This window comes from Xenorhabdus stockiae, from assembly GCF_002632825.1.
Lineage (GTDB): Bacteria > Pseudomonadota > Gammaproteobacteria > Enterobacterales > Enterobacteriaceae > Xenorhabdus > Xenorhabdus stockiae.
In genome coordinates, this window is the sequence record NZ_NJAJ01000036.1 from 14,187 (window position 1) to 37,056 (window position 22,870).

The window sequence follows — 22,870 nt, forward strand, 5'->3', positions numbered from 1 at the left end:
TTATGGCACGGGTGAAAGTGATTGCGGGTAATCTGTTTTCGGGGGCCAGTCTCCAGAATCTGGCGGTGAGTGATATGGTCGAGGTGGATCAGGCTACGGCGCAGCGTTGGGCGCAGATTGGATTGGTCGAATTGCTTGAAGACCGGGTGTTTGAAGTGGCTACACCCCACAATCCTCCTGAGTCTGACCCAGAAAAACCACCCAAAGGTAAAGGGAAGAAGGATAAACCCGATGGTGACGATAACGCTGAATGATATCAAGCCGATGAGCGCCGAGCTGGGGTTTACTCTGCCTGATTCGGTGCTTGAATTGCTGTTGAATCAGGTCAATGAAACCGCCGAATGCATGGCGGCGCAGGGCTATGCTGAACAACTACAAAAGTTACTGCTTATCTATGCCACTGTGCGTCTGGCCTCGCTGTCCGGGGCCAGAAAAATTGCCTCACAAAGTGCGTCGTCGGGCGCGTCCCGCTCATTTGCTTATGACTCATCCGGCACGGATTATCTGCTTAAACAGATGAGAACGTGGGATACGTCCGGTTGTTTGTCTGGCTTGCCGCTGGAGAGTCAATCGGTCGGCTTCTTTGATGTGGTGGGGTGAGGATGAGCAGCATTGCTAACTGGGCGTATACCGCCCCTTGTACCTTCTGGAAGTCGTTGGGCAATGATGAATACGGAAGCCCGCTCGGTTATGACGCGCCGAAAATCATCATGTGTGATTATCAGGGCGGACTCGCCAGCAAGCTATCCGGTGTCGGAACTGAACTGGTTGCCAAGAACACCTTCTGGACGGAGTTTGCTGAGGCCAGCATCGGGGATTATATCCTGATAGGTGAATCCTCCCACCCAGACCCGATTGCAGCAGGGGCTAACGCCATTCAATATGTCACGTTTGATGCTGATACCTTCGAGCGCCTTGCGGATGATTATATCTTAGTGACAGGCGTTTGATATGGGCGTCAAAGTCACGGGGATCCGTGAAGCCCAGTCCCGGCTTAATGCGCTGATTGGCGATATCCGGGGGCGCAAAGTGGTTCGCGCTGTGTATAAGGCGCTGTATATCGGCAGTACACAGGCAGCCCTTTATACCCCGATTGATACCGCCACGCTGATTAACTCCCAGTTCCGTGATGTGCGCTTTGATGGCGTACGGCTCACAGGGCGTGTGGGTTATTCGGCAAACTATGCCGTCTATGTCCATGATCCGGCTGTGAGGCAGGATTTTCGCCGGGCTACGGCGAAGAAAGCCTTTCTGAAATCCGGCTTTGATGAGATGCGGCGGGAAATCGATAACGCGGTTGCGCAGGAGCTGAAACTCTGATGGTCTTTGAACACTTCCGCCAGTATCTGGCAAAGGCTGAACTCACTGATGGTTTTAAAATCCAGATGCTCAATTGGATTGAGCAGAAAGGGGATGGTGGTCAGGCCCAATATATGGTGTTCCAACCCGCGGGCGGCACAGGTCGGTTGGATGATTTAGGCGCTGATGACCATGTGCAGGTCATTCTGGTCAGTGGGCAGAACAATCCCCAGCCGGTTATCCAGCGCGCACAGAACATTCTGAATTATGTCGCGGCCCATCCTGATGATGAGTGTCTGAATGGCGTCTTTAATCTGGGCGGCCTGACTACCCCCATTCCTACCCAAGAGAACCGGTATGTCATCCGGCTACTCTTTCGCTGTACATCCTAATCAGGCCGCCTTGCGCGGCCTTTTTATTTTTATGATAAGAGGTTATTCACATGGCAAATTGCCCGGTAGAGACCAATAAACTGATTGGTCGTCATGCCATTATTCGTATTGCTAAAGGCTGCCCTGACACCGCGCCGAAACAATCTGATTTTTTACGACTTGGGGCGCTGACCACCAAATCCTTCGACCTGTCACCCAATACCCTGACTTCTGAAGCCGATGATTCAAAAGGGCTGGTCGAAAGTGTCGTCACCAGTATGGACTTAACCATCAGCTTTGACGGGGAATACCGCAAGCAGGATAAAAAAGACGATTTTGGCCCGTTGCGTCTGTTGAAGGAAATCCCGCAGGAAGTGCAGGCCGGTCGCCAGCCCGCTTACTGGGTGCAGATGGACTTCACCGGCGATCATGCTTTCGTGCTACAGGGCTATATGGTGTTCACCTCCTGGTCATCCCAGTTCGGCGCGAATGAGATTGCCACCTATTCCGGTGAGTTAAAGGTCAGTGATGCCGACTCGGTGGACTGGCTGATTGAAGAAGTGCCGGTAAAACTCCCCAAGGCGGGATAACCGTCGTTCCTTGATATTACAAAGGGTGCTGATGCAGTGCCCTTGATCATATTCAGGAGGCTTTATGACACCCATGCTTGAAATCGGGGAGATGGTGATCTCCACAGAGAAAAAAGATTTTTCACTCAGTCCCTCATTCGCTGCCATGACCCGCCTTGGCCCCCCCCGGCAAATCGTGGAAGCCTATACGGTGCTGAACGGGGCAAAAGCACAGGCACTCATTCAACGGGCAGCACTGGCTTACGGCACACTCCCTGACTGGTTAATCACCCTGCTGGGAAAACCGGTATTTGGTCGCCCGGTGTTGTCTACGGCGATGTCCGTGATACAGGCGTGTTGTGAAGAAGAGATTGACGCACTCATCGGTGAGTGGCGACCCGGACAAAAAGGTCTTGTGTATCGTCCGGGCAGTATGCCGGTTAAGGATATTATTCCCATAGCCAAAGAGCTGATCACCCACGGTGTGATGGGTAAAGTGAAGCTCCGAAAACTCCAGCGCCATGAAGGAACAGAAGCCTATTCTGACCAATTTAACGCGATGGAATATATCAATGCGGCGCGGACGCATTTTGGTATGTCACGTCAGGAAGCGGAACGGTTAACCATGACGGAATTCCAGATGATGCTGAAAGCCAAGTTCCCGGATGAAAAAGGCTTTACCCGCGAAGAATACGATGCGGTGATTGCGGCGGATGATAAACGTACCCGTGATCTGCTCAGTGGCAAACGCAGACTGGTGAGTATGAAATAATCAAAAAGAGCTGAGACCTATAATGCCTTGAAAAATAATTGTTATTGAAAGGCGAATAACAGGGATTTGATAGAATTCGCTAACTTATTAACAGTTTTTAGTGATAACAATCGGTAAATACCTACTATTTGTGTACAAATAGTTGATTATTCGAGGTGTATCCCAATTTAAAGTGAACTTTCTTTACAAAATGTGACAATCACGCAATTAATAGCGTCCTATCGAAAAGATGAAGCCCCTGACTATAGCCATAGCTAGAGGCCTCTGAATTGTCCAGCACTGATTAGGAACCCAAGCGTGAGCATTGTAGCAGTTAAGGAAAGCGGTCAAACAATCAACGTTCCATTTTATGGCGCAGATCTCTTTATCGTGAATTATAACGGTGTGCCATATGTCCCCATGAAACCGATTGTTGAAGGAATGGGGCTGAGCTGGGCCTCGCAGTGCACAAAGCTGAAAACACGTATTCAGGCCGATGTAGAGAAAATCCCGATACTGACTAAGCAGGGCCTGCGAACAATGAGCTGCCTTGCACTTGATGAACTTGCTGGCTGGTTAGCCATGATCAACCCCAATAAAGTGAAAGCGACTATCAAAGATAACGTTATGTGGTATCAGGAAGAGTGTGATGATGTGCTTTACAAATATTGGAAAATGAGCGAAGAGAAAAAACGGGTAAAACTTCAATCTCCAAATTTCAGATATCTCGTTAAGGTGGAAATCTATGATCACTACCTCAAAAAAACCAATGCTTTTACAGGCGGAGCAGAAACCCCAGAAGACATTATTGCTGGAGTCGCCCGTCAATACGGATATCACATTGAAAAAGTGATTCCACTGCCAATACACAAGGCTTAATTTTATACCAAGAAGTGTGTTAGCTATCCAGCTTGCAATAATCAAGAATTATACTTATGATTAGTTCATAATAATAGTGAGGCTTTGATCGTGGACTATGAGCATGGATTAGAGGTTTTATTAGACCTTCATGGCCAGAGAGTGAATAGGGATGATGGCTACTGGTGGGAAATAAAAGCATGGATGGTTAATAAATCTAAGGCAATCCCTCATGGGATTAGATATAGCCTTACATTGCATGACAGGCATAACACCAGAGTGTTTGGTATGGATAACGCGCATGCTATTTCTGCACCAAAGAAAGGAAAGTACAAAGGCCGCATAGTTTACGATCACATGCATAGAAATCCACATGATAAAGGGGTTCCATACGAGTTTGCATCACCTTATCAGTTAATTGAGGACTTTTTCTCAAAGATTGATGAGGTGATTGCTGAGAGAAAATCCAGGGGGGTAGCAAAATGAAAGCACTCATCGGCGTAATGAATGAAGAACTGATTCGTAAGCGTGTATTAGCAATAGCTAAAGGCGAATATAAGCCTAAATCTGGAGAGCCTAAAATCTGGTTCACCTCTATGATCGCTCTGGCGCAAGTGCTGAGTGAAAATAATATCGCGTTACTTCGAATGATGGACGAACAAAAACCGGAAACAATGACTGAACTGGCCGATCTTTCAGGTAGAAAGCTTAGTAACTTATCGGCTACGCTAAAAACGTTAAACAGGCACGGCTTTGTTCGACTGGAAAAAAGTGGAAAGAATGTAAAGCCAATCGCTTTATTTACCGATTTTGAGATCAAAATTGAACAGGAAGTCACAGATAGGATCGTGAAGACAGGTTCAAAAGGTAAAGAAGCCGCCTGATGTTAAATCATCTTCCCAACCCGCCTAGCGCGGGTTTTTTGTCTCTACTATCTAGCCGTATCTTTTGATTGGGTTAAATCTTTGATTATTTCTGAGGAGTAGAAGGCAATATCTTTATTTTTGTGCTTGGATAGTCGCTCGAAACGTGGAATTTTTGATATAAGGATTTTTTGTATCTCAAATACATAATCAGGGATAGAGCCTGTGTAATCAGGAATGTGCTTAATACAGTCAGATAATCCAGATATCAGGTCTAATATCTCAATGGAAATGTTTTCTTTTGTATGACCAATCATTTCTAACAAAAAGGGTAAAGCAGGAAGTGCTGCAGAAGAGATTGAGACATGCTGGTGACATAATCCCCAGTCCAATTGAAAGATAGCTTTTTTTGCTTCATCAATATCATCAGATAGCAATTGCATTAGATGTTCGGGTACAGATGTGGCTGCTCCTCCGGCAGTATTGAAGGAACTCCAATCTATAGCTTTAATTCTGCCTTTAATCGTTTTGTGATCCATTTCTAATAACGTATTGTAAATTCATATGGTTACGTTATCACATTCAAATTGGATGTGTGTAGTCCCGTTTCCCTGTTTACTCATATCATTTTACGTTCTTTTGCTCTAATTGCTTGGTATCATGAGCAAAATGTAATGATGTGGAAGTCCTTTTTATGAGATTAATTTTTATATTGTTCGCTGTTTTGTCACTGATGGGGTGCAATAAACGACCAGATGCTCCTTTTGGCCTAGAATGGGGACAGAATATAAATTCATTGGCCGAATTAAAATTAAAAAAATTTAAATGTACGGAAAAACAAGATATTCAAGAACAGAAAATCACTGAATGCACATTCAGGAATGTCCCTGAAGCTGCTGAGTGGATTGATATATATTCCGCTAGTTTTATTAATGATCAGTTGGTCGAAATAAATGCTTATATGAGTAGCCGAAATGGCTACGGCGACAATGATTCTTCTTCATTTAATATTAAATTTAATAAAGCTATTTCTGATTTATCTCGTGAATATGGTAAACCAGTCGAGCAGAGTGATGTGAGTATCACTTGTGATAACGAAGATAATTGTGATGGTTATCGGGCTGAATACAAAAAAGATGGAATCAAGATTGATATGTCTATTCATAAGATGCCATTTTCATCTGATTTAACGATGATGATTAATTACAAACCTGAAAAATAATTTATTTTTCTTACTGACTAACTACAACCTCGCCAAGTGCGGGGTTTTCTTTTTTAAGGATCTAGTAAATGGCAGAGCATCGTGTAGGTAATCTTGTTTATCAGGTGCAAATGGATGTAGCGCAATTGCTGACAGCGCAGCGTCAAGTTGACGAGCGCCTTAATCGAATGGAGCAGAGCTTTAATCAGACAGGTAGAGCAGTTCAGGGAGCGGAAAAGGCATTATCCTCAGTATCTAAAGTTGCCACTGCTCTTACTTCTGCATTATCAGTTCAACAAGTAGCCGCTTATGCTGAAGCATGGACGGTAGTCAGCAATAAATTGGTTAACTCTGTTCGCGCTAATGAGCAGTTGATCGATGTGACTAATCGAGTGTTTCAGATCTCACAAGATACTCGCACCAGCTTAGATGCAACAGCCACTTTATACGGTCGTTTGGAGCGAGGAACGCGGGAATACAACACATCCGCAAAGGATTTAGCAAGACTAACGGAAATTATCAACCAAGGATTTATTGTATCTGGTGCAACTGCGACAGAAGCTGAAAACGCGATTATTCAGCTATCACAAGGTATAGCTTCGGGTGTTCTGCGTGGTGAAGAATTTAACTCTGTAGCAGAGCAAGGCAGTCGTATAATGGTAGCTTTGGCCGATTCGCTGGGCGTGAATATTGGACAGCTACGTAAAATGGCCGCAGAAGGAAAATTGACCACTGACGTAGTAGTTAAGGGATTATTATCTCAAGGGAATGCGATTGCTAAAGAATTTACAAAAACTACTATGACAATGGGGCAGGCAATGCAGGTTGCCAGTAATAATCTGACCAAGTTCTTTGGTGAGTCGGCAACCATCAAGTCTGGAATTAATGCATTTAACGATGCCATTATTTCTCTCAGTAATAACATGGAAACCGTATCCAATGTGGTTTTGGTGGCAGCCGCTGTGATGGGATCTCGGTTTGTTGGGGCATTGACATTAGCAACGAAAAACAAATTAGAGAGTGCAGCAGCATCTATTGGTGAGGCGAGAGCGACCCAGATTTCAGCTCAAAATGCATTATATGCAGCTCAAGCAGCGACGAGAAAGGCTTGGGCAGATAGAGATGCAGCGGTATCTGCATTAAACCTTGCCCAGGCTGAGTATAACGTAGCAAAAGGAACGGCGGCTGAGGCATTTGCATTGGATAACCTTAATGCTAAAAAATCTGCTGCAATAGCTACATCAACAACATATGCTCAAGCTAAAAACGTAGAAATAGCAGCTACAGAACGATCAGTGGTTGCAAATAGAGCTGCCAATGTTGCATTGACTGGTCTTAAAGGCTCGCTTGCATTGGTAGGAGGGCCAGCGGGAGCGGCTATGTTGGCTGCCAGTGCCCTCTATTTTTTCCATTCAAAAGCAAAAGAAGCGAGCGAAGAAGCAAAAAATCTTGCAGAAGGAGTGGATAACCTTCTTGTAAAAATGAGGGAGATGAATCGGGTACAGTTAATGGCCGAGGCATCAAAACTCAGGCAAGCACTTCCTGAACTTAGTAATAACCTTTTAGATGCGAACATTGCATATTCAAAAGCTAAATCAGAAGTAAACAAATACACAAAGCAACTGAAAGAAGCGAAAGATGGCTCACAAGAGCAATCGGAAGCCTCGAGGCTTCTTTCTCAAGCTCAAGATAAACTGAATATAGCTATTGGTGATACGGAAAAGGCATACAATAACTACAACAATGCTAAACGCGCTGCAGGAATTTTAGATGCTAAAGCGAATGGAACCTTGCTTGAAGGTGCTGAACTACTTACCGCGCACACCAGAAGTGTATTACCCAGCGCAGAGCAAGCATGGCGTAGTTATGGACTTTCATTAAAAAATGCAACTCAGGAGCAAAAGGAATTTAATGCAGAGTACCTGAAAATTAAGTTAGATTGGGGTGGCGAAGAAGGCGAAAAATTAATAAAACAAGCTGAAAGACGATTAGCCCTCAGTAAACTGGAAGGAAAAGCGAGAGCTGAACAGCAAGGAAAATATGCCGCCGAGGATGCTGGAATAACAGATGAGCGAGCAATTACTCGGTTGAAAGAGGTATATACACAAATATGGGAAAATGAAGCCGCAGGGAAAGAAGCTAACAAAAAATCTGCTAAATCAACAGATGAAGCTACAGAAGCACTAAAACGCCAAAAGGAAGCTTTAGAACGTCTCAATACCGGATATAAAGAGGGAAGCGTTCAGATGGCTCAGTATGATGCTGTTAAGGCGCTGGGTGAAAAAGCCACCTCAAAGCAAATTGCTCAGGCAAAAGAAGCGGCAACAGCGTTATATAAAATAGACCAACAGCATAAGGATAAGAAAGCCGCGCTTGAAAAAGATGCTTTTGCCAAAGCAGAACAAATCCGAAAACTGGATAGCGAGCAGTTGGAACGTCAGCTTAAGAGTGATTTAGTCACCGAAGAACAATACGAGCGGCGCCGGTTGGAAATTGCTACTACTTACGCAAAAGCGATTGCCGAAGCTAAAGCAAACAAAATTGTTACCCCTCAACAAGAACTCACTGCACAAGTTGATCCCGTTCAGGAACTCGCAAACCGTCATGCCAAACAATTGGAAATGATCCGCAAATTCGAAACGGAAAAGGGTGAATTGACGCAACGTGGTATTGAGCTGATGAATGCGGCCAATACCAAATACGAACAAGATCGCCTGAATGCGTCATGGGAGATATGGCGTAATCAGAGTGAGGCAAATCAGTTCTTGGCTAATTCTCTGGATGCACTAGGCCAACGTTCCGCCAATGCCATCACCGGGCTGTTAACCGGTACTCAGACCGCTGATGAAGCCATGCGCAATCTGGCCTTAACCATCGCCAACGAAGCCGTTTCCGCACTGGTTCAGATGGGAATGCAGCAAATCAAAAACATGGTCATCGGTAAGGCCGCCAATACTGCTGCTAAGGTGGAGGCGGTGGCAACAGGCGCGACGATCACTACGGCAATGGCACCGGCTGCGGCGGCAACCAGTGTGGCAACAATGGGTACTGCCGCGACTGTCGGGATGGCAGCCATGACAGCCGCCGTGCCTGCCATGATTGCTTTATTGGGGGCGCGTAAAAATGGTGGCCCAGTTAGTCCTAACGGGGCTTACCGGATCGGGGAGAACAATAAGCCAGAGATATTCAAAGCCAATAACGGTCACCAGTACATGATACCGGGCGACAGGGGTAAGGTGGTCAGCAACCGGGAGATGGGCAAGGGTGGCGTTGGTACTTCTGTGGGCAGTATCCATATTGCCTTTCATGTCCAGACACAGGGCAACTTCTCTGAGCAAGATGCACGGATGATGTCGGGCATGGTCAGGAAGACTATCTATGATGTACTGACCGATGAGAGCAGGCCGGGTGGTATGCTGAATCAGTAGCATAATATCAATAACCTGTTGTTTAATGTCAGGGTTAACACAATACTGGAGATAATATGGCGGAAATCCCTTACACCAAAGGCCCTCATGATGATGAAACCATCCCTCATGAAGTCATCAGTATCATGGTGGATGAAGAAATTACCCTCCATGCGGCATGGCGTATCTATCGTGGTTTATCACAAACCGAAGTGGCTGAAAAATTGGGTGTAAAGCAAGCTGCTGTTTCCCAGTTTGAAAAAGCAGAACGCCCCCGTCAGGTTACCTTGGAAAAACTGGCGGCACTTTATGAATGCAGGCCAACACAGTTAACACTGGATTAACCGCAATCCCTTTCTATGGGATACGTAATTGCACAAACCCGCTTCGGCGGGTTTTTTTATGGGTGAAATATGACAAAACCAGAATTTATCTGGCGACCGCAGGATAACTATGAGGTCAGCCATGAACCGCGTGTCAAAGTAATTAAGTTTGGCGATGGCTACGAGCAGCGCATCAAAGATGGCATCAATAACCAGTTAAAACGCTACCAGCTTAATTTTGCCGGGAGTGCTGATACCGGGCGGGCGATTGATGCGTTCTTACGCGCACGGGGTGCGGTGGAATCGTTTGTCTGGCGAAGTAGTGATGATAATCAATTGCGCACGTTTGTGTGTCGTTCGTGGACGGTCAACCGCCATCGGGTGCGCTGGTCAGTCAGTTGTGTGTTTGAGGAGGTCGTGGCATGAGAGACATCCCGAAAGCAATGCGGGTGGCCGTCACTGAACTGGGCCAGAACGCGATCCTGAATCTGTATGAAATCGATTTAACGATGTTTGGGGGCGATGTCTACCGTTTCCATGATGGCATGAACGGCAAATTACAGCCGGTCATCTGGCAGGGGCTGCGCTATGAGCCGTATCCGGTGGAGGTGACCGGGTTTGAAATGAGTGGCAAAGGCCCCAGCTCCCGACCGAAGATGGTGTTTGCCAATATCAATGGGTTGCTGACCGCCATCAATCAGGATTTCAATGATGCGCTGGGCGCGGTGGTCACCCGCCGTCAGGTGCCGGAGTTGTATCTGGATGCGGTCAACTTTCCGAATGGCAACCCACAGGCCGATCCGACCCGTGAGGTGGTCAGCAAATACCTGATAGAACAGAAGCAGGATGCCAACGCGGATTTCGTGACCTACATCCTGGCTTTACCCAGTGAAACGGATGGGGCGCTCATTCCGGCGCGGGTGATTCAGGCGGATATCTGTTGCTGGCAGTACCGTTCCGCCGATTGTGGCTATGACGGCCCACCGGTAGCCGATGAAAAAGACCAGCCCATCACTCATCCCTTGAAAGACCGCTGCTCAAAGAAATACAGCGGTTGCACGCTGCGCTATCCCCGTCCTTTGTCTATGCCCTTTGGCGGTTTTTTAGGCGCGAACAGGTTAGGTTAATCATGATTGAACACCACATTATCGCCCACGCGAAAGCGGAAGGGGTGAGGGAAGCGTGCGGCCTGATTGCCGGGGGGCGCTATTTCCCGTGCCGCAATATTTCACCGGATCCTGAGCACTATTTTGACATTAACCCCGATGACTGGATAACGGCAGAGTGCTTTGCCGATATCGAGGCCATTGTGCACAGTCACCCCAATGGCAAGCTGCGATTAAGTACCGCCGACCGCACACAGCAACTCAAGACGGGCCTGCCGTGGTGGTTGGCTTGTGGTGATCGGGTGCACCAATTTCGCCCGGTGCCGCGTTTATTAGGCCGGGCATTTCTCCACGGGACACAGGACTGCTATTCGTTGATCCGCGATGCCTATCATCTGGCAGGCATCGAATTAGACGATATTCCTCGTGACGATGCGTGGTGGAACGCGGGGCAGAACCTTTATCTCGATAACAGCTTAAGTCAGGGCTTTGAACAGGTGGATGAAATCCAGCCCGGCGACATCATTCTCATTTGTCTGGGGAGTCAGACGCCCTGCCACGGGGCGATTTACCTCGGCAATCAGCAAATTCTGCATCACAGGCCAGATCGCATCAGCAAGCGCGATGTTTACGGTGGTTACTGGCTCAACTACACACATTCAGTCTGGAGACATCCACAATGGTCAAGTTACAGCTTGGAGGCCATCTTCGAAGATTTGGCCGTCGTTATGAGTTAGAGGTGCGTGACGCGGCAGAAGCGGTCAGGTGCCTGTGTTATCAGTTAACAGGGTTCCAGCAGGCGCTGGCTGACGGGCAGTTCCGTATCCGCATTGCCGGGCGGGATATGACAACGCAATCCATTCCGGCAGGCATGAATCACCCGCTGAATGACGGCGATACGGTCACGATTGTGCCTGTGGTTAAAGGGGCTGGTGGAAATAGCGCGGGGATAGGCATGGCGGTGCTGGGCGTGGTGGCGATTGCTGCGGCATTCTGGACGGGCGGTGCGTCGATTGCCATGTGGAGTGCTTACACGGCGGGGCTGGCGATGGCGGGGGTGGCACTGCTGGCGGCTGGGATGGCGACCATGCTGACCAAAATGCCGGAGAATCCGTCGATGGGTTCCAGCAAAACCGAGGGCAACCGCTATTTCAGTTCACTGGAAAACCGTATCGGGCAGGGTTATCCGGTGCCCATTGCTTACGGTGAGCTGGTGGTGGGGTCGAACGTGATTTCTCAGGGTCTGGAGACAGAATAATGGCTAAAGGTGGCGGCAAGGGCAGTACCCCGAAACTGCTGGATGATAATCTGAAGAATAAGCAGTTTCTGAACATTGTTGATCTGATTAGTGAGGGACAGATTGAAGGGCCGGTCGGTGGCCTGCAGGGGTTCAGGATTAACGGCACGCCGGTTGTGGATAAGAGCGGTAATCCCAATATCCACGGCGTCACTGTCCAGTGGCGGGCGGGGACGCAATCGCAGGAGCCGTTAAGCGAGTATCCGTTTGTCGAAAGTGAAATTCCGGTCAGTGTTGAAGTCAAGAAAGACATGCCGATACTCCGATCGGTATCGAACCGTGATGTGGACAGGATCAGGTTTACCGTGGGCGTTAGCCAGCTTGTTAAGACTGATGATAAGGGTAATCAGGAAAACAGCTCGGTACAACTGTCTATCGATGTGAATGACGGTTCTGGCTGGTATAACGCTAAGTTTGTGCATATCGGCCCGGCAAAAATCAGCGGGCAATATCTGGAATCTCACACTATTGACGCCCCGAAGAAAAAGCCGTTCCAGATCCGGGTGTCGCGTTTAACCGAGGACAGCAAAAGCGACCGGCTGCGGAATGGCACAGTCTGGGCCAGTTATACCGAAATTACCGATACCCTGATGAGCTACCCGAACAGTGCGGTGGTGGGAATGCGCATTGACCGCTCACTGTTTGCCGATACCCCTAAGCGTACCTATCATATCAAGGGCATGATTGTTCAGGTGCCGGATAATTACTTCCCTGATACGCGGGAGTATAAAGGCGTCTGGACAGGGCGTTTCAAGCCTGCTTACACCAATAACCCGGCATGGATATTCTACGATTTGGTGACCAACACCCGTTATGGCATCGGGAAGCTGATGGGGTCGTTTGGCTGTGACAAGTTCGCCCTGTATGCCATCGCGCAATATTGTGATCAGCTTGTGCCGGATGGCTTTGGGGGGATGGAACCCCGATTTACTTGTAATGCCTATATTGCAAACCAGCGTAAGGCACGGGATGTGCTGGATGATCTGGCTTCGGTCTTTCGTGGGATGCAGGTCTGGAATGGGTTGCAACTGACCTGCTTTCAGGACCGGCCCACGGATCCGGTCTGGACATTCACCAATGCCAACGTGGTCGAGGGCAAATTTAACTACAGTGCGGCGGCAAAGAAAGCCCGGCATACGATTATTGAAGTCACCTGGGTGAACCCGGAAAACGGCTGGAAAGAAGAGCGGGAACTGATTCAGGATGATGCCTTGGTTGACCGTCTGGGCCTGAATGTTAAAAAGGTGACGGCCTTTGGGTGTACCAGCCGGGGTCAGGCACATCGGGTCGGCAGATGGATCATCGAAACCGAAAAGCTCGAAACGGATTCCGTGACATTCAGTACCGGTCGTGAAGGGATTAATTGCATACCGGGTGACATTGTGGAAATTGCCGATAACACCTTCGCCGCCGCGCGTATCGGTGGGCGTGTGTTGGCTTTCTCCGGTAAGAAAGTGCGTCTTGATGCGCCAGCCGAGTTTGCCTCCGGTGAGTCCGGTTATTTTTCTTATATGGGCAATGAAGGGACGTTTGTCCGGGTGGAGATTGAATCCGTCAGTGGCGATGTGGTCACCCTGAAAGACGTGCCTGCAGGATTACGTCAATGGGGTGTGTTCTCCATTGCCAAGCGATCACTGATCACCCGCTTGTTCCGGATCATGAGCATTGCCGAAGACACCAAAACAGGGCATTACAATTTTACCTGTATTCAGCATGAACCTCAGAAAGAAGCGGTTGTTGAGAACGGGGTTGATTTTCAGGGGACGCCTGCCACGCAGAATGTGATCCGTATTCCCAATATTGAACGCCTGAGCATGGCGTACATTCAGGACAGTACGCAGGTGCAGGCCCGTGCGATGTGGGCGACGACGACATTCAACCGCAAGATCACCTTTGATGTGGCGCTCTATCGTGACAATAAAGTGGTTTCACACGGGAATACTCAAGAACTGGAATACTACTTCAGTGGGTTAGACGCGGGTGTGTATACGGTCGGTGTCCGTGCCCGTGACGACAGCGGCATGTTGGGTGATGAAGCCAAAGTGCCGATGGTGATTGGTGCCCCGGCTGCCCCTTCGGTTATCACGATAGAACCCGGCTTTTTTGAGTTGAAAGCCATTCCTTATATCAGTGCCCCCAAGACGCTGGATACGCAATTTGAGTTCTGGTTCTCAGACAGGCCAATCCCCGATATCAACGAGATTGAGACCAAAGCGGATTTTCTGGGTATTGCGAAGTTCTGGACAAAAGGGAGACTGAAAGCCGGAACCGCCTACTGGTTCTACGTTCGCAGTGTGAATGAGTTCGGTAAATCGCACTTTGTCGAAGCACAAGGCAAGCCGGATGACCGCGCCAAAGAGATATTAGACATTACCGGTAAGCAGTTTCTGTCCTCTGAAAGCGGGAAACGTCTGGCGGAAAAAATTGATCTCAATGGTGAGAAAACCACGGAGCTGGAACAACGGGCGCGGGAGCTGGGCAATAAGGCGCTGAACCTTGAGCAACAGATTGGTGAGGTGGCAGAAGGGGTAATGACCAATACCCATTTCAGCACCCAGATCAGCCACAATTTGCAAGAAGAATCACGTAACCGTAAAGCCGATATCACCCGTCTTGAGCAGGTACAGGCTGATGATAGTGCGGCACATGCCAGGTTTCAGGCGCAAATCAGTGCTGACGTAGCCGATAACCGGGCAGCAGTGCTGGATGTTAAGGAATCACAAGCCACACAAGAAAAAGCCATTGCGAAAGCGGTCAATCAGGTGAAAGCCAGCCTGAAAACCACCGACGATAATCTGGCGGATATCTCAGGGCGTGTCACCCAGAACACCGATGCTATCGCCATGGTAAGCGAAGTTCAGGCTAAGTTTGAGCAGACCACCCAAGCCCAGTTTGCTGCCCAGCGCAGTGATATCAGCAAAATAGAAAAGACCGTGACGGATGCTGAAAGTGCGATGTCAGAGGCGTTGATGCAGACTTCAGCCCAGTTTAACTCACTCAGTGAACAACAGCTTGAGTCGGTAGCCCGGATTGTGCAGGTTGAAAAAGCCGTGACAACGGAGACAACGGCTCGTGCCGAAATGGGTCATCAAATCAACACCCGGCTTGGGGAGGCGGAATCCGCCATTGTGGACGTTAAAAAGAGCCAAACTGAGATAGATAAGGCGCTGGCAGAAAGTCAGACCCAGTTGCGGGCAGAAATCCAGACAGGCGATAAGCAGTTACAGGCAGGCATTGATCAGCAAGCGCAGCAGTTATCCGCTATTTACAGTACGTTCAATGAGCAGAAAACCGCCATAGCGGATCTTGAACACGCTTCAGCGACATTACAGCAAACCCAGCAAAGCCAGTACGAAACGCAACAGTCCCAAATCACCCATCTGAACGAGACGCTCAATAATCAGGAGCGTTCACAGGCAGAATCTGCCCTGCAACTGGCGGCACAAGCCAGTGAATCCGCAGGCGAACAGCGCCAAATCCGGGCAGAAATCAGCCGGGTTGATAAAGCACGGGCGGATGATCGCCAGGCATTTGCCCTGTCGATTGACACCCTGACAGCAAAGGTGGGCGATAACACAGCGGTGCTGGAAGAAAAAGCCACGGCTGTCTTTGATATCGACGGTAACGGTCATGCCATCAAGGACATCCGGGCCGGAGTGAAATACAAGGGACAGTTTTATCAAGCCGGGATGGTTATCGGGGCTGAGGTCAAAAACGGTAAGGTGGAAACGCACTTCGGGGTACGGGCCAACCAGTTTACGGTAGTCAATCCCACCAACGGCAAGCTGGAATCGGTTTTTATGATTAAAGACGGGCAGGTGTTTATCAAGGAGGCCTTTTTGGGTACGGCCGTGATTGACGGCGCCAAAATCAACGATGCCTCTATCACAATGGCAAAAATTGCCGACGGACTACGTTCAGATAACTGGCCGCATGATGGCTGGAATCTGCCGAAGAATGGGGCGTTTGAGATGAAAGGCTCGTCAGGTGGGGTGCGGATCGCCCTCGATAACACCGGACTGGCGGTGTTTGATGGCAATGGCGTGTTACGGGTCAAGGTAGGAGAAATTTAATGAGTGACATCGGATTATTAGTCCATCCCGGTGACGGCGGTAAACCGTATCGACTGGATTCAGAACGCGCGCAGACCCTGAGCCTGATACGCACAATAGCGGTCGATTTGCACGGTGATTACCGTAAGCAGGGCTGGCAACAATCCCGTCATATTCCCGAAGCCAAAGATTTTAATATTGTCCTGATACCGACCAAAACGGTGATGGTGGGGCAGGATGGCAACGTCTCTGCCATTGTCGATATCCGAATCCATAACATCCGCATGGAAGGGGAGTATCTGCGTTTTGAATACAGTGACAGCCCCAATGGTAAACCCGACTGGTATGGCAATGTCACCGGCTGGTTTGATCCCTTTTTTGAACACGACCAGAATTTCTCTATTCAGGTGTGTGGCTATCCCAAGCATCGAGAATCCTTTGGCATTCAACTGGCGGGCATGAATGGGATTGCTACCCTGTCCAATCAGAACCGGATGGGCTATTGCGTTTACCGGGGCAAAGTGAATCTGGGTCGTTTTGGACAATGGCGGGTGCCGGATGCCATCCCGAACCGCGAACAGTGTCTGGTGTTTGCCCGGACGGAAACGTCGGGGGCCGCTGTTGGCATGAATCACGATAAAGTCATGATGAACAATGACGTGCCTTGCGAGGTCTATGTCGTGATTTTCTCCAGCGGTTTCTCCCTCAAGAAGCCTGATGTGGGCGTGGCGGTGTATAACGCCTCCGGGGAGATGACCTACTCGTCTTATTACACGCCGTTCTTTTTAGGCGAAATGATCCCCGTCAGAAACGGCAGCGGCTCAGCTCAAAGCATTTCCCGACCCATGATACACCTTAACCGGCTGGCAAAGCTGGCTAAGAATATCCGGGGAAACAGCTGGCGCTTTGCCGATTCCGGTTTCAGCTTCTCAGGCAGCACCATTTCGGTGAGCGAAGCCGGAAAAATGGACTTTCACTATTTTCAGGTTAACTGGTTCAGCTACAAACCCATCAACTACGACATCTACGCGATTAATTTCGACGACTACTTCTAATTTACTCTTTTCAGGAATTTATGATGATTTACACACAAGGCACCCTTTCCACGGTGTCCGGCTCGGCGATTGTCCGGGGTACGGGTACAAAATTTAAAGACAACCTGAGCGGGATTGCGCCGGGGCAGGTGATACTCATCCAGTCTGGTAGCAGTAATTTACTGCATATGATTCAGGCCGTGAATTCCGATACGGAACTGGTATTGGCGGATACGGCCAAAACCACGCTGAATAACGTTACTTACCAGATCCAGACGACGGTGCCTAACTCTATTTCTGATGGTGTCCGGCATATGTGCGCTATTAACAGCAATATCATCCAGTTCTTGCAGAATATGGATCAATGGATGACGCAGAACGGAGCGGTGGAGGTAACGCTGCCGAATGGACAGACGGTGCCACTGCAATCTATACGAACATTGCAGGCGGCGATGGATGACAAACTGAATAAATCCCAGAATGGGACGGATATTCCGAATAAAGCGGCGTTTGTGAGGAATATTGGGTTAGAGGGTGCAGTCATTCAGAATGCTTCTGGGGTTCAATTCGCTGGTCAAGTGATAGCGGTTGGCGATGGGTATACTAATTTTTTGGCAAAACACGCGGGAACCGGACTAGCAGTTAATTTTGGGACGCAAGGTGAGTATGGATACGTCATTATCCAAAAGGGAAGAGAAACGTTGAGTAATTATCTTTTCCCTGAAGGCGTTCATGGAAATGTTTTAGCAATGGGGTGGGGAGGGAATGTTTATGCAGGTCAGGATGGTATTATCAGAAAATCCTCCCCTATCATTCAAATCCATCCCGATGGTAAATTCGAAACTAATGACGAATCCGAAGGCGCAATCGTCTCTAAACTCGGCCTCGGTCATTATCAGGTGACAGGTGTGCTAGGCTATAACGCCGATGGCGCATGGGGTGTACATGGGGGTATTTCCTCGCCGAAGAACAACAACGGGCTGGAACTTATTTACATTGATGACAAGGTGAACAAGGACGGCAGTATCACGATTGAAACCTTTCATCGTCAGCATAGTCATTTACCGGTACGCTTTCAGAATAAGCGGATAAAAGCTATTGTGAACGGGGAGAAGGTGTTCTATCAGGATGGTGAACCGTGCGATATCCCCGAAGGTTGCCGTTTGGATGTCCGTGTCCAGATGCCAGAAAATTCGGTGTGGAATATGAAGCAGAAGGCGGCAGAGGTTGTCACTGATAGTGATCAGGTTGAATTGGTGGAGTAAGGGAATGGTTAACCCGCAAGAAGTTGCGGGTTGAGTAATTTCGCTATCTATCTATTTCTTCAAGGTCATCTAAAATATCTGGAGATTCCACTAAGATATCAACCAAAAATTCACCTGAATTGTTACCATATTGACCCGGAGTATCGTCAAATAATAATATTAGTTCCCCATCAACGGGAACCCTTCTACGTAATACACCATTTCCTATTTTGTAAGTTTTGTTGGAGATTTTTACAAGTAAAGACAAAGTGGGTTCTGCAGGTTGGTAGATTGGCATAGTTCCTTCTGGTGCTGCGTATTCATGGTTAGTAGCGCTACCATATTTTACCCACCCCTTAGCAACGACAGATATCACATCACCTGCTTTAAGCAAAAGCCCTGTAGGTTGACCTTGTTCAAGGTTAGCAGGGACAGTTCCAGACCAGTCATTCAACATAGTATTACCTCCAAATTATATTTTGAAAGTGGCAGAGGAATTAAGATTGTGATTATTTAGCATCAGGCATTTGCACTCGGACAGAAACAAATCTGCCATCAGGAATATCGATTAAATCACCGTCAGAGTAGCCCTCCCGTATATTTCTGGCGAAAGCAGGGGCATCTGAGTGTTCACGGTGGTAGGTCATTAATTTGATAGAGCCATCAGGTAGAACTTCATGGTTGACCCAAACCATTGGTAGATCGTTCTGACAACGTGGGATGTCGATGTTATTGACAGTTCCATCATTACTGAATCCTTTAATACCTTTAATTAGATATGTACCTTTTGATAAATATTCAACAGTAGTCCCTTCGGATTCATCGTTGGTGGTGAATGCGCCAGAAGAGAAAATTTCGATGATAGGGGAGGCTATCCGTATGTAGCCATTGGGGTCATTTATACAGTTTCCTCTCAATACCAACACCTGACCATACGTAACTCTGGGCATCTCTATGACAGCAATATTTCGATTATTTTCAGCGTCTCCTGCCCGATCAATGAATCTAAACATCACCGGATCAGAGTCTAATGCCCTTTCTATTCTGCGCCGTCTTCCAGAACCATCCGGTGAATAAAATTGGACACCCGATACATTGCCGGTCAGGTTGAGGATTGAACTATGCAAAACGTTGACGTAAACATCATTAAATCGGACATTTGCTGTTTCACCTAACCCAATATTTTTTAAAAAATTAGTCTTGTCAGGAATATCAGCCCCGTTCCGATCTTTAGACAAGCGAGTATTGGCATTATCATTTGCACTGCTGGCATTTTGATTGGCGCTATTGGCTAAATCATATGCTTTTTTAACAGATTTAGATGTTGCAGCGGTTATCTCACTATCACTGTTTGCATCATTATTTAGTGTAACAAATCCCGGCTCTGTCTGGGTTGCATATGGATGATTACGGCTTGCCGCGTGTTCTGCAATAGCTTCTTTGACATATTCAGGTGTTGCAACGATCACGAGATTACTACCGTCTGAGACAGGTACATCAGGCTTTTTATCTTGCATATTATTCCCTCATCTAATCAACAATACACATTGCTAAATAACATGAAGGCGGTGGGAGACTTCTCCGCCGTGAACATCAATAAAAGGGTTCATCAATACGGGAAAGTACGGCTTGACTAATATTTGATAGGGAGCATGTTTTGTTGGCAGGATGACATAAAATGACAGGTAGACAATTAATAAAATTTATATGGCCATTGATAAAAATGAATGTATAGCAATTTATACAACGCTAATTAATTTAAAAATAATTTAATCCGATCAACTTTATTATTGATTAAGATTTTGGTTATATGTTTTACATGGGTTTTTATAGTGATTCATAACCGCCATCTATTAATAACGTTATATTTTCTGAAAAGACTAAAAGTCAATATGTAGAAATGTCACTATTTTATTTGGAGTAATATATATGCAAGAATTAACAAATGATATTTTAGCATCATCTCAATTATCCGCCATAGACCACTCATTTAATTCATCTACTATTCAGGATGAATTAAATATACTATCTGGTATTAGTTATAGTCAGTTGAGAGGTTATTCTGGAAATAGAACTCATATGCGAGTATATGGCAGAGATAATTTATTTGATGGAGCTATGGGTGATTTTTATATAGATGTTAATGATGAAGACAGCAACGATGATGATGGGATAATTATCGTTGATAAATTGAGTAGAAGATGGAAAAGGCATTATAGCGGGAATGTGAATGCTGCTTGGTACGGAGTAATGACAAATAGTGACATTACAGAAAAACTACAGAGAGCAATAGATACAAGAAAAAACGTAGATATTCCTGCTGGGAATTATACGAGTACTGATACGTTCTATAGATATTCGGGGCAGATTATTAGTGGGGCTGGGATTCCAGAAAGGAGTATTGCATCTGTAGATGCAATAACGACAATAGAATTTGTTAATGACGTTGATGGCTTCTCTAATGTAAAAAATATAGCATTGGGAGGAGGAATCCGAAATTTATATTTAATAGCCCCTAATGGTAGCACAAAGACAGGAATACTAGATGGTATCATTGGAGAACTTGGCGGAAGATCTCAATCAATAGCTTGCTTGCATGAAAATCTATTTATATCGAATTTTTATAATGGGGTACAAATTGCCGGATGGTGCTGGGAAACAACCTTGAGAAGGATTCATGTAGATGGATTCACTGATTATGGAATTGCAGTTTATGATGCATCAAATGCTGTAAGCATAGATAATTGTTCAGCAATTTCAAGCGCAGAAAAACCACAAGGGGCTAGATGTGGTTTCTTATTTTCTGGAGGGGCATGTATTACTTTAACTACTCCACGTAGCGAAAATAACCGAATTGGATTTATAGCTGAAAAAGAAGCAAGAGTAAATTTAGTTAGTCCATACTCAGAGGGTAATCGGGATATAGACTTTGATTTACATGACGATTTTACTAGTATGTCAATAATAAATGCCGTAGCACTGCATACTAACGATAATGTTATAACTACTGCTATATTTAGGGTAAATCAAACATGTGGAATACATAGTTCATTGGTTGTAAATGGAATTAAAGTTAAAGTCAGCAAGGGAGAACCTGGTCTAAATAATGAACTTAAATATTTTTATGTTGGGGAGTCGGATGTATATGCATCTATTCAATCTATTGACTGGTGGGGGGATGGTAAATTATGGGCATCCTTTTCGGGGCGATTTTCTCCAACAGAAATGACATTTGTTAATTTGCCCGGAGTTATTTTTAGAAGGTACGAACATTTTCTATCTACGTCTACTTTTTATGGATATTCGGGAAGTATAGCACCAACAAATCCAGATTATTGGATACTGAAAAATTATGATGGCTCATCTATAGATTTGAGATATCCAGGCTCTAGAGTGATTTGTAATATATACGATGCAGATGTTGATTATTGGATATGGACAGGAAATGAATGGAAGCCAAAAGGATAATTGTTGCTATTATAAATAAGTATTTTTATTAATTAATGTATCGTTATTCTATAGTGTTAAACTATCGGGTAACGATATGTTTTATTTTCTGCACATGTCCTTGCACATGATTGGAAAGCCACACTACGCAAAAACTCAATTTTCACCAGTTTATAGCAAATATTAAAAAGCCCATCTTAATATCATCTGATTATTGATTTTCATAATTATTGTCTATGCAATAGTGCATCCAATGCATCATGTTCTGACCCTACCATTATAAAGTTAAATGGAACACATTTGGATAGGCAGCTTACCTGAAAGACTTGTTGCTATAGACTAAATCACTGTGTCGTTTTTGTGTCTCTGCTAACGACACATGAACGACAACCAAAGACACCGAAAAGCGATGAACGACACAAAACGGGATGCGAGCAAGGATAAATCTTTATATTTCAATGTGATATTTAGTGGTCTACTTTCTTCTAAGCCGTAGGTCACAGGTTCGAATCCTGTAGGGCGTACCATCCATTCATATCGTAACGTCTTCCGAAGTCTACAAAATCCCAATAAATACGCAGTGTTGGCCTTTTTTTGTTCTCCTATAGTCCAGTAAGGTATGTTGAAATCTACAGATCTCTGGGGGCATAATAGGGGGCATTGTTAGGTTCAATCAAAATGGATGCCCCCACATGAAGTTGACAGCCAGACAGATAGACACCGCAAAGCCCAAAGATAAATCGTACAAACTCTCCGATGGTGGGGGCATGTACTTAGAAATTTTTCCGAATGGTTCCAAATGTTGGCGGTTAAAATATCGCTTTGCAGGTAAAGAGAAGCGATTGGCATTTGGTACTTATCCCACCGTAACGTTGGCAGAGGCCAGAAATAAAAGGGAAGACGTCAAAAAGATATTGGCAAATGGCGATGATCCGGGGCAAGTTAAAAAGGTCATGCTTCCAATAGTTAGATCTGTTATGAAAGATAGTATTCACGCTCAATGAACGTACCTACCACTTTGTCATGCATCTCTTCAGATTTGGAATAA

At 46.4% G+C, this 22,870-nt stretch carries 24 protein-coding genes and 1 pseudogene; 22 read left to right on the forward strand and 3 right to left on the reverse strand.

Going from position 1 to position 22,870, the window contains the following annotated elements; genetic code table 11:
* Positions 1 to 2: 2 nt before the first annotated feature.
* The 10 genes from Xsto_RS16330 to Xsto_RS16375 all read left to right on the forward strand — a co-directional run bounded on the left by Xsto_RS16330 (position 3) and on the right by Xsto_RS16375 (position 4,732).
* Positions 3 to 254, forward strand: coding sequence for a hypothetical protein (locus Xsto_RS16330; RefSeq protein WP_099125756.1), 252 nt, complete (start codon positions 3 to 5; stop codon positions 252 to 254).
* On the forward strand, positions 232 to 600 hold the full coding sequence (locus Xsto_RS16335; protein WP_099125757.1) for a DUF7370 family protein: 369 nt from the start codon (positions 232 to 234) through the stop codon (positions 598 to 600). The genes Xsto_RS16330 and Xsto_RS16335 overlap by 23 nt, the downstream gene beginning before the upstream one ends.
* Positions 601 to 602: 2 nt before the next feature.
* Complete coding sequence (locus tag Xsto_RS16340) at positions 603 to 950, forward strand: hypothetical protein (RefSeq protein ID WP_099125758.1); 348 nt, start codon at positions 603 to 605, stop codon at positions 948 to 950.
* A 1-nt stretch (position 951) separates the two neighbouring features.
* Positions 952 to 1,320, forward strand: coding sequence for a hypothetical protein (locus tag Xsto_RS16345; protein WP_099125759.1), 369 nt, complete (start codon positions 952 to 954; stop codon positions 1,318 to 1,320).
* Positions 1,320 to 1,691: a phage tail termination protein gene (locus Xsto_RS16350; RefSeq protein ID WP_169926665.1), complete on the forward strand. Its 372-nt coding sequence runs from the start codon at positions 1,320 to 1,322 to the stop codon at positions 1,689 to 1,691. The genes Xsto_RS16345 and Xsto_RS16350 overlap by 1 nt, the downstream gene beginning before the upstream one ends.
* Before the next feature lie 50 nt (positions 1,692 to 1,741).
* The gene (locus Xsto_RS16355) at positions 1,742 to 2,260 is read left to right on the forward strand and encodes a hypothetical protein (protein WP_228863080.1); all 519 of its coding nucleotides are present in this window, start codon (positions 1,742 to 1,744) and stop codon (positions 2,258 to 2,260) included.
* 64 nt (positions 2,261 to 2,324) lie between these two features.
* Positions 2,325 to 3,011, forward strand: coding sequence for a DUF6246 family protein (locus Xsto_RS16360; RefSeq protein WP_099125761.1), 687 nt, complete (start codon positions 2,325 to 2,327; stop codon positions 3,009 to 3,011).
* Positions 3,012 to 3,308: 297 nt separating this feature from the next.
* Positions 3,309 to 3,869, forward strand: coding sequence for a phage antirepressor N-terminal domain-containing protein (locus Xsto_RS16365; RefSeq protein WP_244590424.1), 561 nt, complete (start codon positions 3,309 to 3,311; stop codon positions 3,867 to 3,869).
* 90 nt (positions 3,870 to 3,959) lie between these two features.
* A complete protein-coding gene (locus Xsto_RS16370; RefSeq protein WP_099125762.1) occupies positions 3,960 to 4,334 on the forward strand; it encodes a toxin-antitoxin system TumE family protein in 375 nt (124 codons plus the stop codon).
* The gene (locus Xsto_RS16375) at positions 4,331 to 4,732 is read left to right on the forward strand and encodes an HVO_A0114 family putative DNA-binding protein (RefSeq protein ID WP_099125763.1); all 402 of its coding nucleotides are present in this window, start codon (positions 4,331 to 4,333) and stop codon (positions 4,730 to 4,732) included. Before Xsto_RS16370 ends, Xsto_RS16375 begins: the two co-directional genes overlap by 4 nt.
* 47 nt (positions 4,733 to 4,779) lie before the next feature.
* On the opposite strand, the gene Xsto_RS16380 is transcribed toward Xsto_RS16375, so the two are convergent.
* Positions 4,780 to 5,250, reverse strand: a complete 471-nt coding sequence (locus Xsto_RS16380) for a hypothetical protein (protein WP_141554526.1) — start codon at positions 5,248 to 5,250, stop codon at positions 4,780 to 4,782.
* A 155-nt stretch (positions 5,251 to 5,405) separates the two neighbouring features.
* Between Xsto_RS16380 and Xsto_RS16385 the strand changes: the two genes are divergently transcribed.
* From Xsto_RS16385 to Xsto_RS22345, 10 genes are all read left to right on the forward strand, one after another.
* Positions 5,406 to 5,933, forward strand: coding sequence for a hypothetical protein (locus Xsto_RS16385; protein WP_099125765.1), 528 nt, complete (start codon positions 5,406 to 5,408; stop codon positions 5,931 to 5,933).
* A 68-nt stretch (positions 5,934 to 6,001) separates the two neighbouring features.
* A complete protein-coding gene (locus Xsto_RS16390) occupies positions 6,002 to 9,340 on the forward strand; it encodes a tape measure protein (protein ID WP_099125766.1) in 3,339 nt (1,112 codons plus the stop codon).
* Between the two features lie 56 nt (positions 9,341 to 9,396).
* Positions 9,397 to 9,663 carry a helix-turn-helix domain-containing protein gene (locus tag Xsto_RS16395; protein WP_099125767.1) on the forward strand — a complete coding sequence of 89 codons (267 nt, stop codon included), beginning with the start codon at positions 9,397 to 9,399 and terminating at the stop codon, positions 9,661 to 9,663.
* A 69-nt stretch (positions 9,664 to 9,732) separates the two neighbouring features.
* Positions 9,733 to 10,068 carry a phage tail protein gene (locus Xsto_RS16400; RefSeq protein ID WP_099125768.1) on the forward strand — a complete coding sequence of 112 codons (336 nt, stop codon included), beginning with the start codon at positions 9,733 to 9,735 and terminating at the stop codon, positions 10,066 to 10,068.
* Complete coding sequence (locus Xsto_RS16405; RefSeq protein ID WP_099125769.1) at positions 10,065 to 10,769, forward strand: phage minor tail protein L; 705 nt, start codon at positions 10,065 to 10,067, stop codon at positions 10,767 to 10,769. Before Xsto_RS16400 ends, Xsto_RS16405 begins: the two co-directional genes overlap by 4 nt.
* A gap of 2 nt (positions 10,770 to 10,771) precedes the next feature.
* Positions 10,772 to 11,485 (forward strand): C40 family peptidase, encoded by a 714-nt coding sequence (locus Xsto_RS16410; RefSeq protein WP_099125770.1) that lies wholly within the window; start codon positions 10,772 to 10,774, stop codon positions 11,483 to 11,485.
* Complete coding sequence (locus Xsto_RS16415; protein WP_099125777.1) at positions 11,428 to 12,006, forward strand: tail assembly protein; 579 nt, start codon at positions 11,428 to 11,430, stop codon at positions 12,004 to 12,006. Before Xsto_RS16410 ends, Xsto_RS16415 begins: the two co-directional genes overlap by 58 nt.
* Complete coding sequence (locus tag Xsto_RS16420) at positions 12,006 to 16,118, forward strand: TipJ family phage tail tip protein (RefSeq protein WP_099125771.1); 4,113 nt, start codon at positions 12,006 to 12,008, stop codon at positions 16,116 to 16,118. The genes Xsto_RS16415 and Xsto_RS16420 overlap by 1 nt, the downstream gene beginning before the upstream one ends.
* A complete protein-coding gene (locus Xsto_RS16425; protein WP_099125772.1) occupies positions 16,118 to 17,152 on the forward strand; it encodes a DUF6453 family protein in 1,035 nt (344 codons plus the stop codon). The genes Xsto_RS16420 and Xsto_RS16425 overlap by 1 nt, the downstream gene beginning before the upstream one ends.
* Positions 17,153 to 17,172: 20 nt before the next feature.
* Complete coding sequence (locus Xsto_RS22345) at positions 17,173 to 18,396, forward strand: phage tail fiber protein (RefSeq protein ID WP_244590425.1); 1,224 nt, start codon at positions 17,173 to 17,175, stop codon at positions 18,394 to 18,396.
* A gap of 43 nt (positions 18,397 to 18,439) precedes the next feature.
* On the opposite strand, the gene Xsto_RS16435 is transcribed toward Xsto_RS22345, so the two are convergent.
* Entirely contained in the window at positions 18,440 to 18,832 is a 393-nt protein-coding gene (locus Xsto_RS16435; protein WP_422646206.1) for a LecA/PA-IL family lectin, read from the reverse strand.
* 52 nt (positions 18,833 to 18,884) lie between these two features.
* The gene (locus Xsto_RS16440; protein WP_099125773.1) at positions 18,885 to 19,892 is read right to left on the reverse strand and encodes a phage tail fiber protein; all 1,008 of its coding nucleotides are present in this window, start codon (positions 19,890 to 19,892) and stop codon (positions 18,885 to 18,887) included.
* Between the two features lie 412 nt (positions 19,893 to 20,304).
* Here Xsto_RS16440 and Xsto_RS16445 point away from each other — a divergent pair, with 412 nt between their 5' ends.
* Both Xsto_RS16445 and Xsto_RS16455 read left to right on the forward strand, forming a co-directional pair.
* Positions 20,305 to 21,843 carry a hypothetical protein gene (locus Xsto_RS16445; RefSeq protein ID WP_099125774.1) on the forward strand — a complete coding sequence of 513 codons (1,539 nt, stop codon included), beginning with the start codon at positions 20,305 to 20,307 and terminating at the stop codon, positions 21,841 to 21,843.
* 671 nt (positions 21,844 to 22,514) lie between these two features.
* Positions 22,515 to 22,772 (forward strand): annotated as a pseudogene (locus tag Xsto_RS16455) (Arm DNA-binding domain-containing protein); the annotation flags it as partial.
* Positions 22,773 to 22,870: the final 98 nt, after the last annotated feature.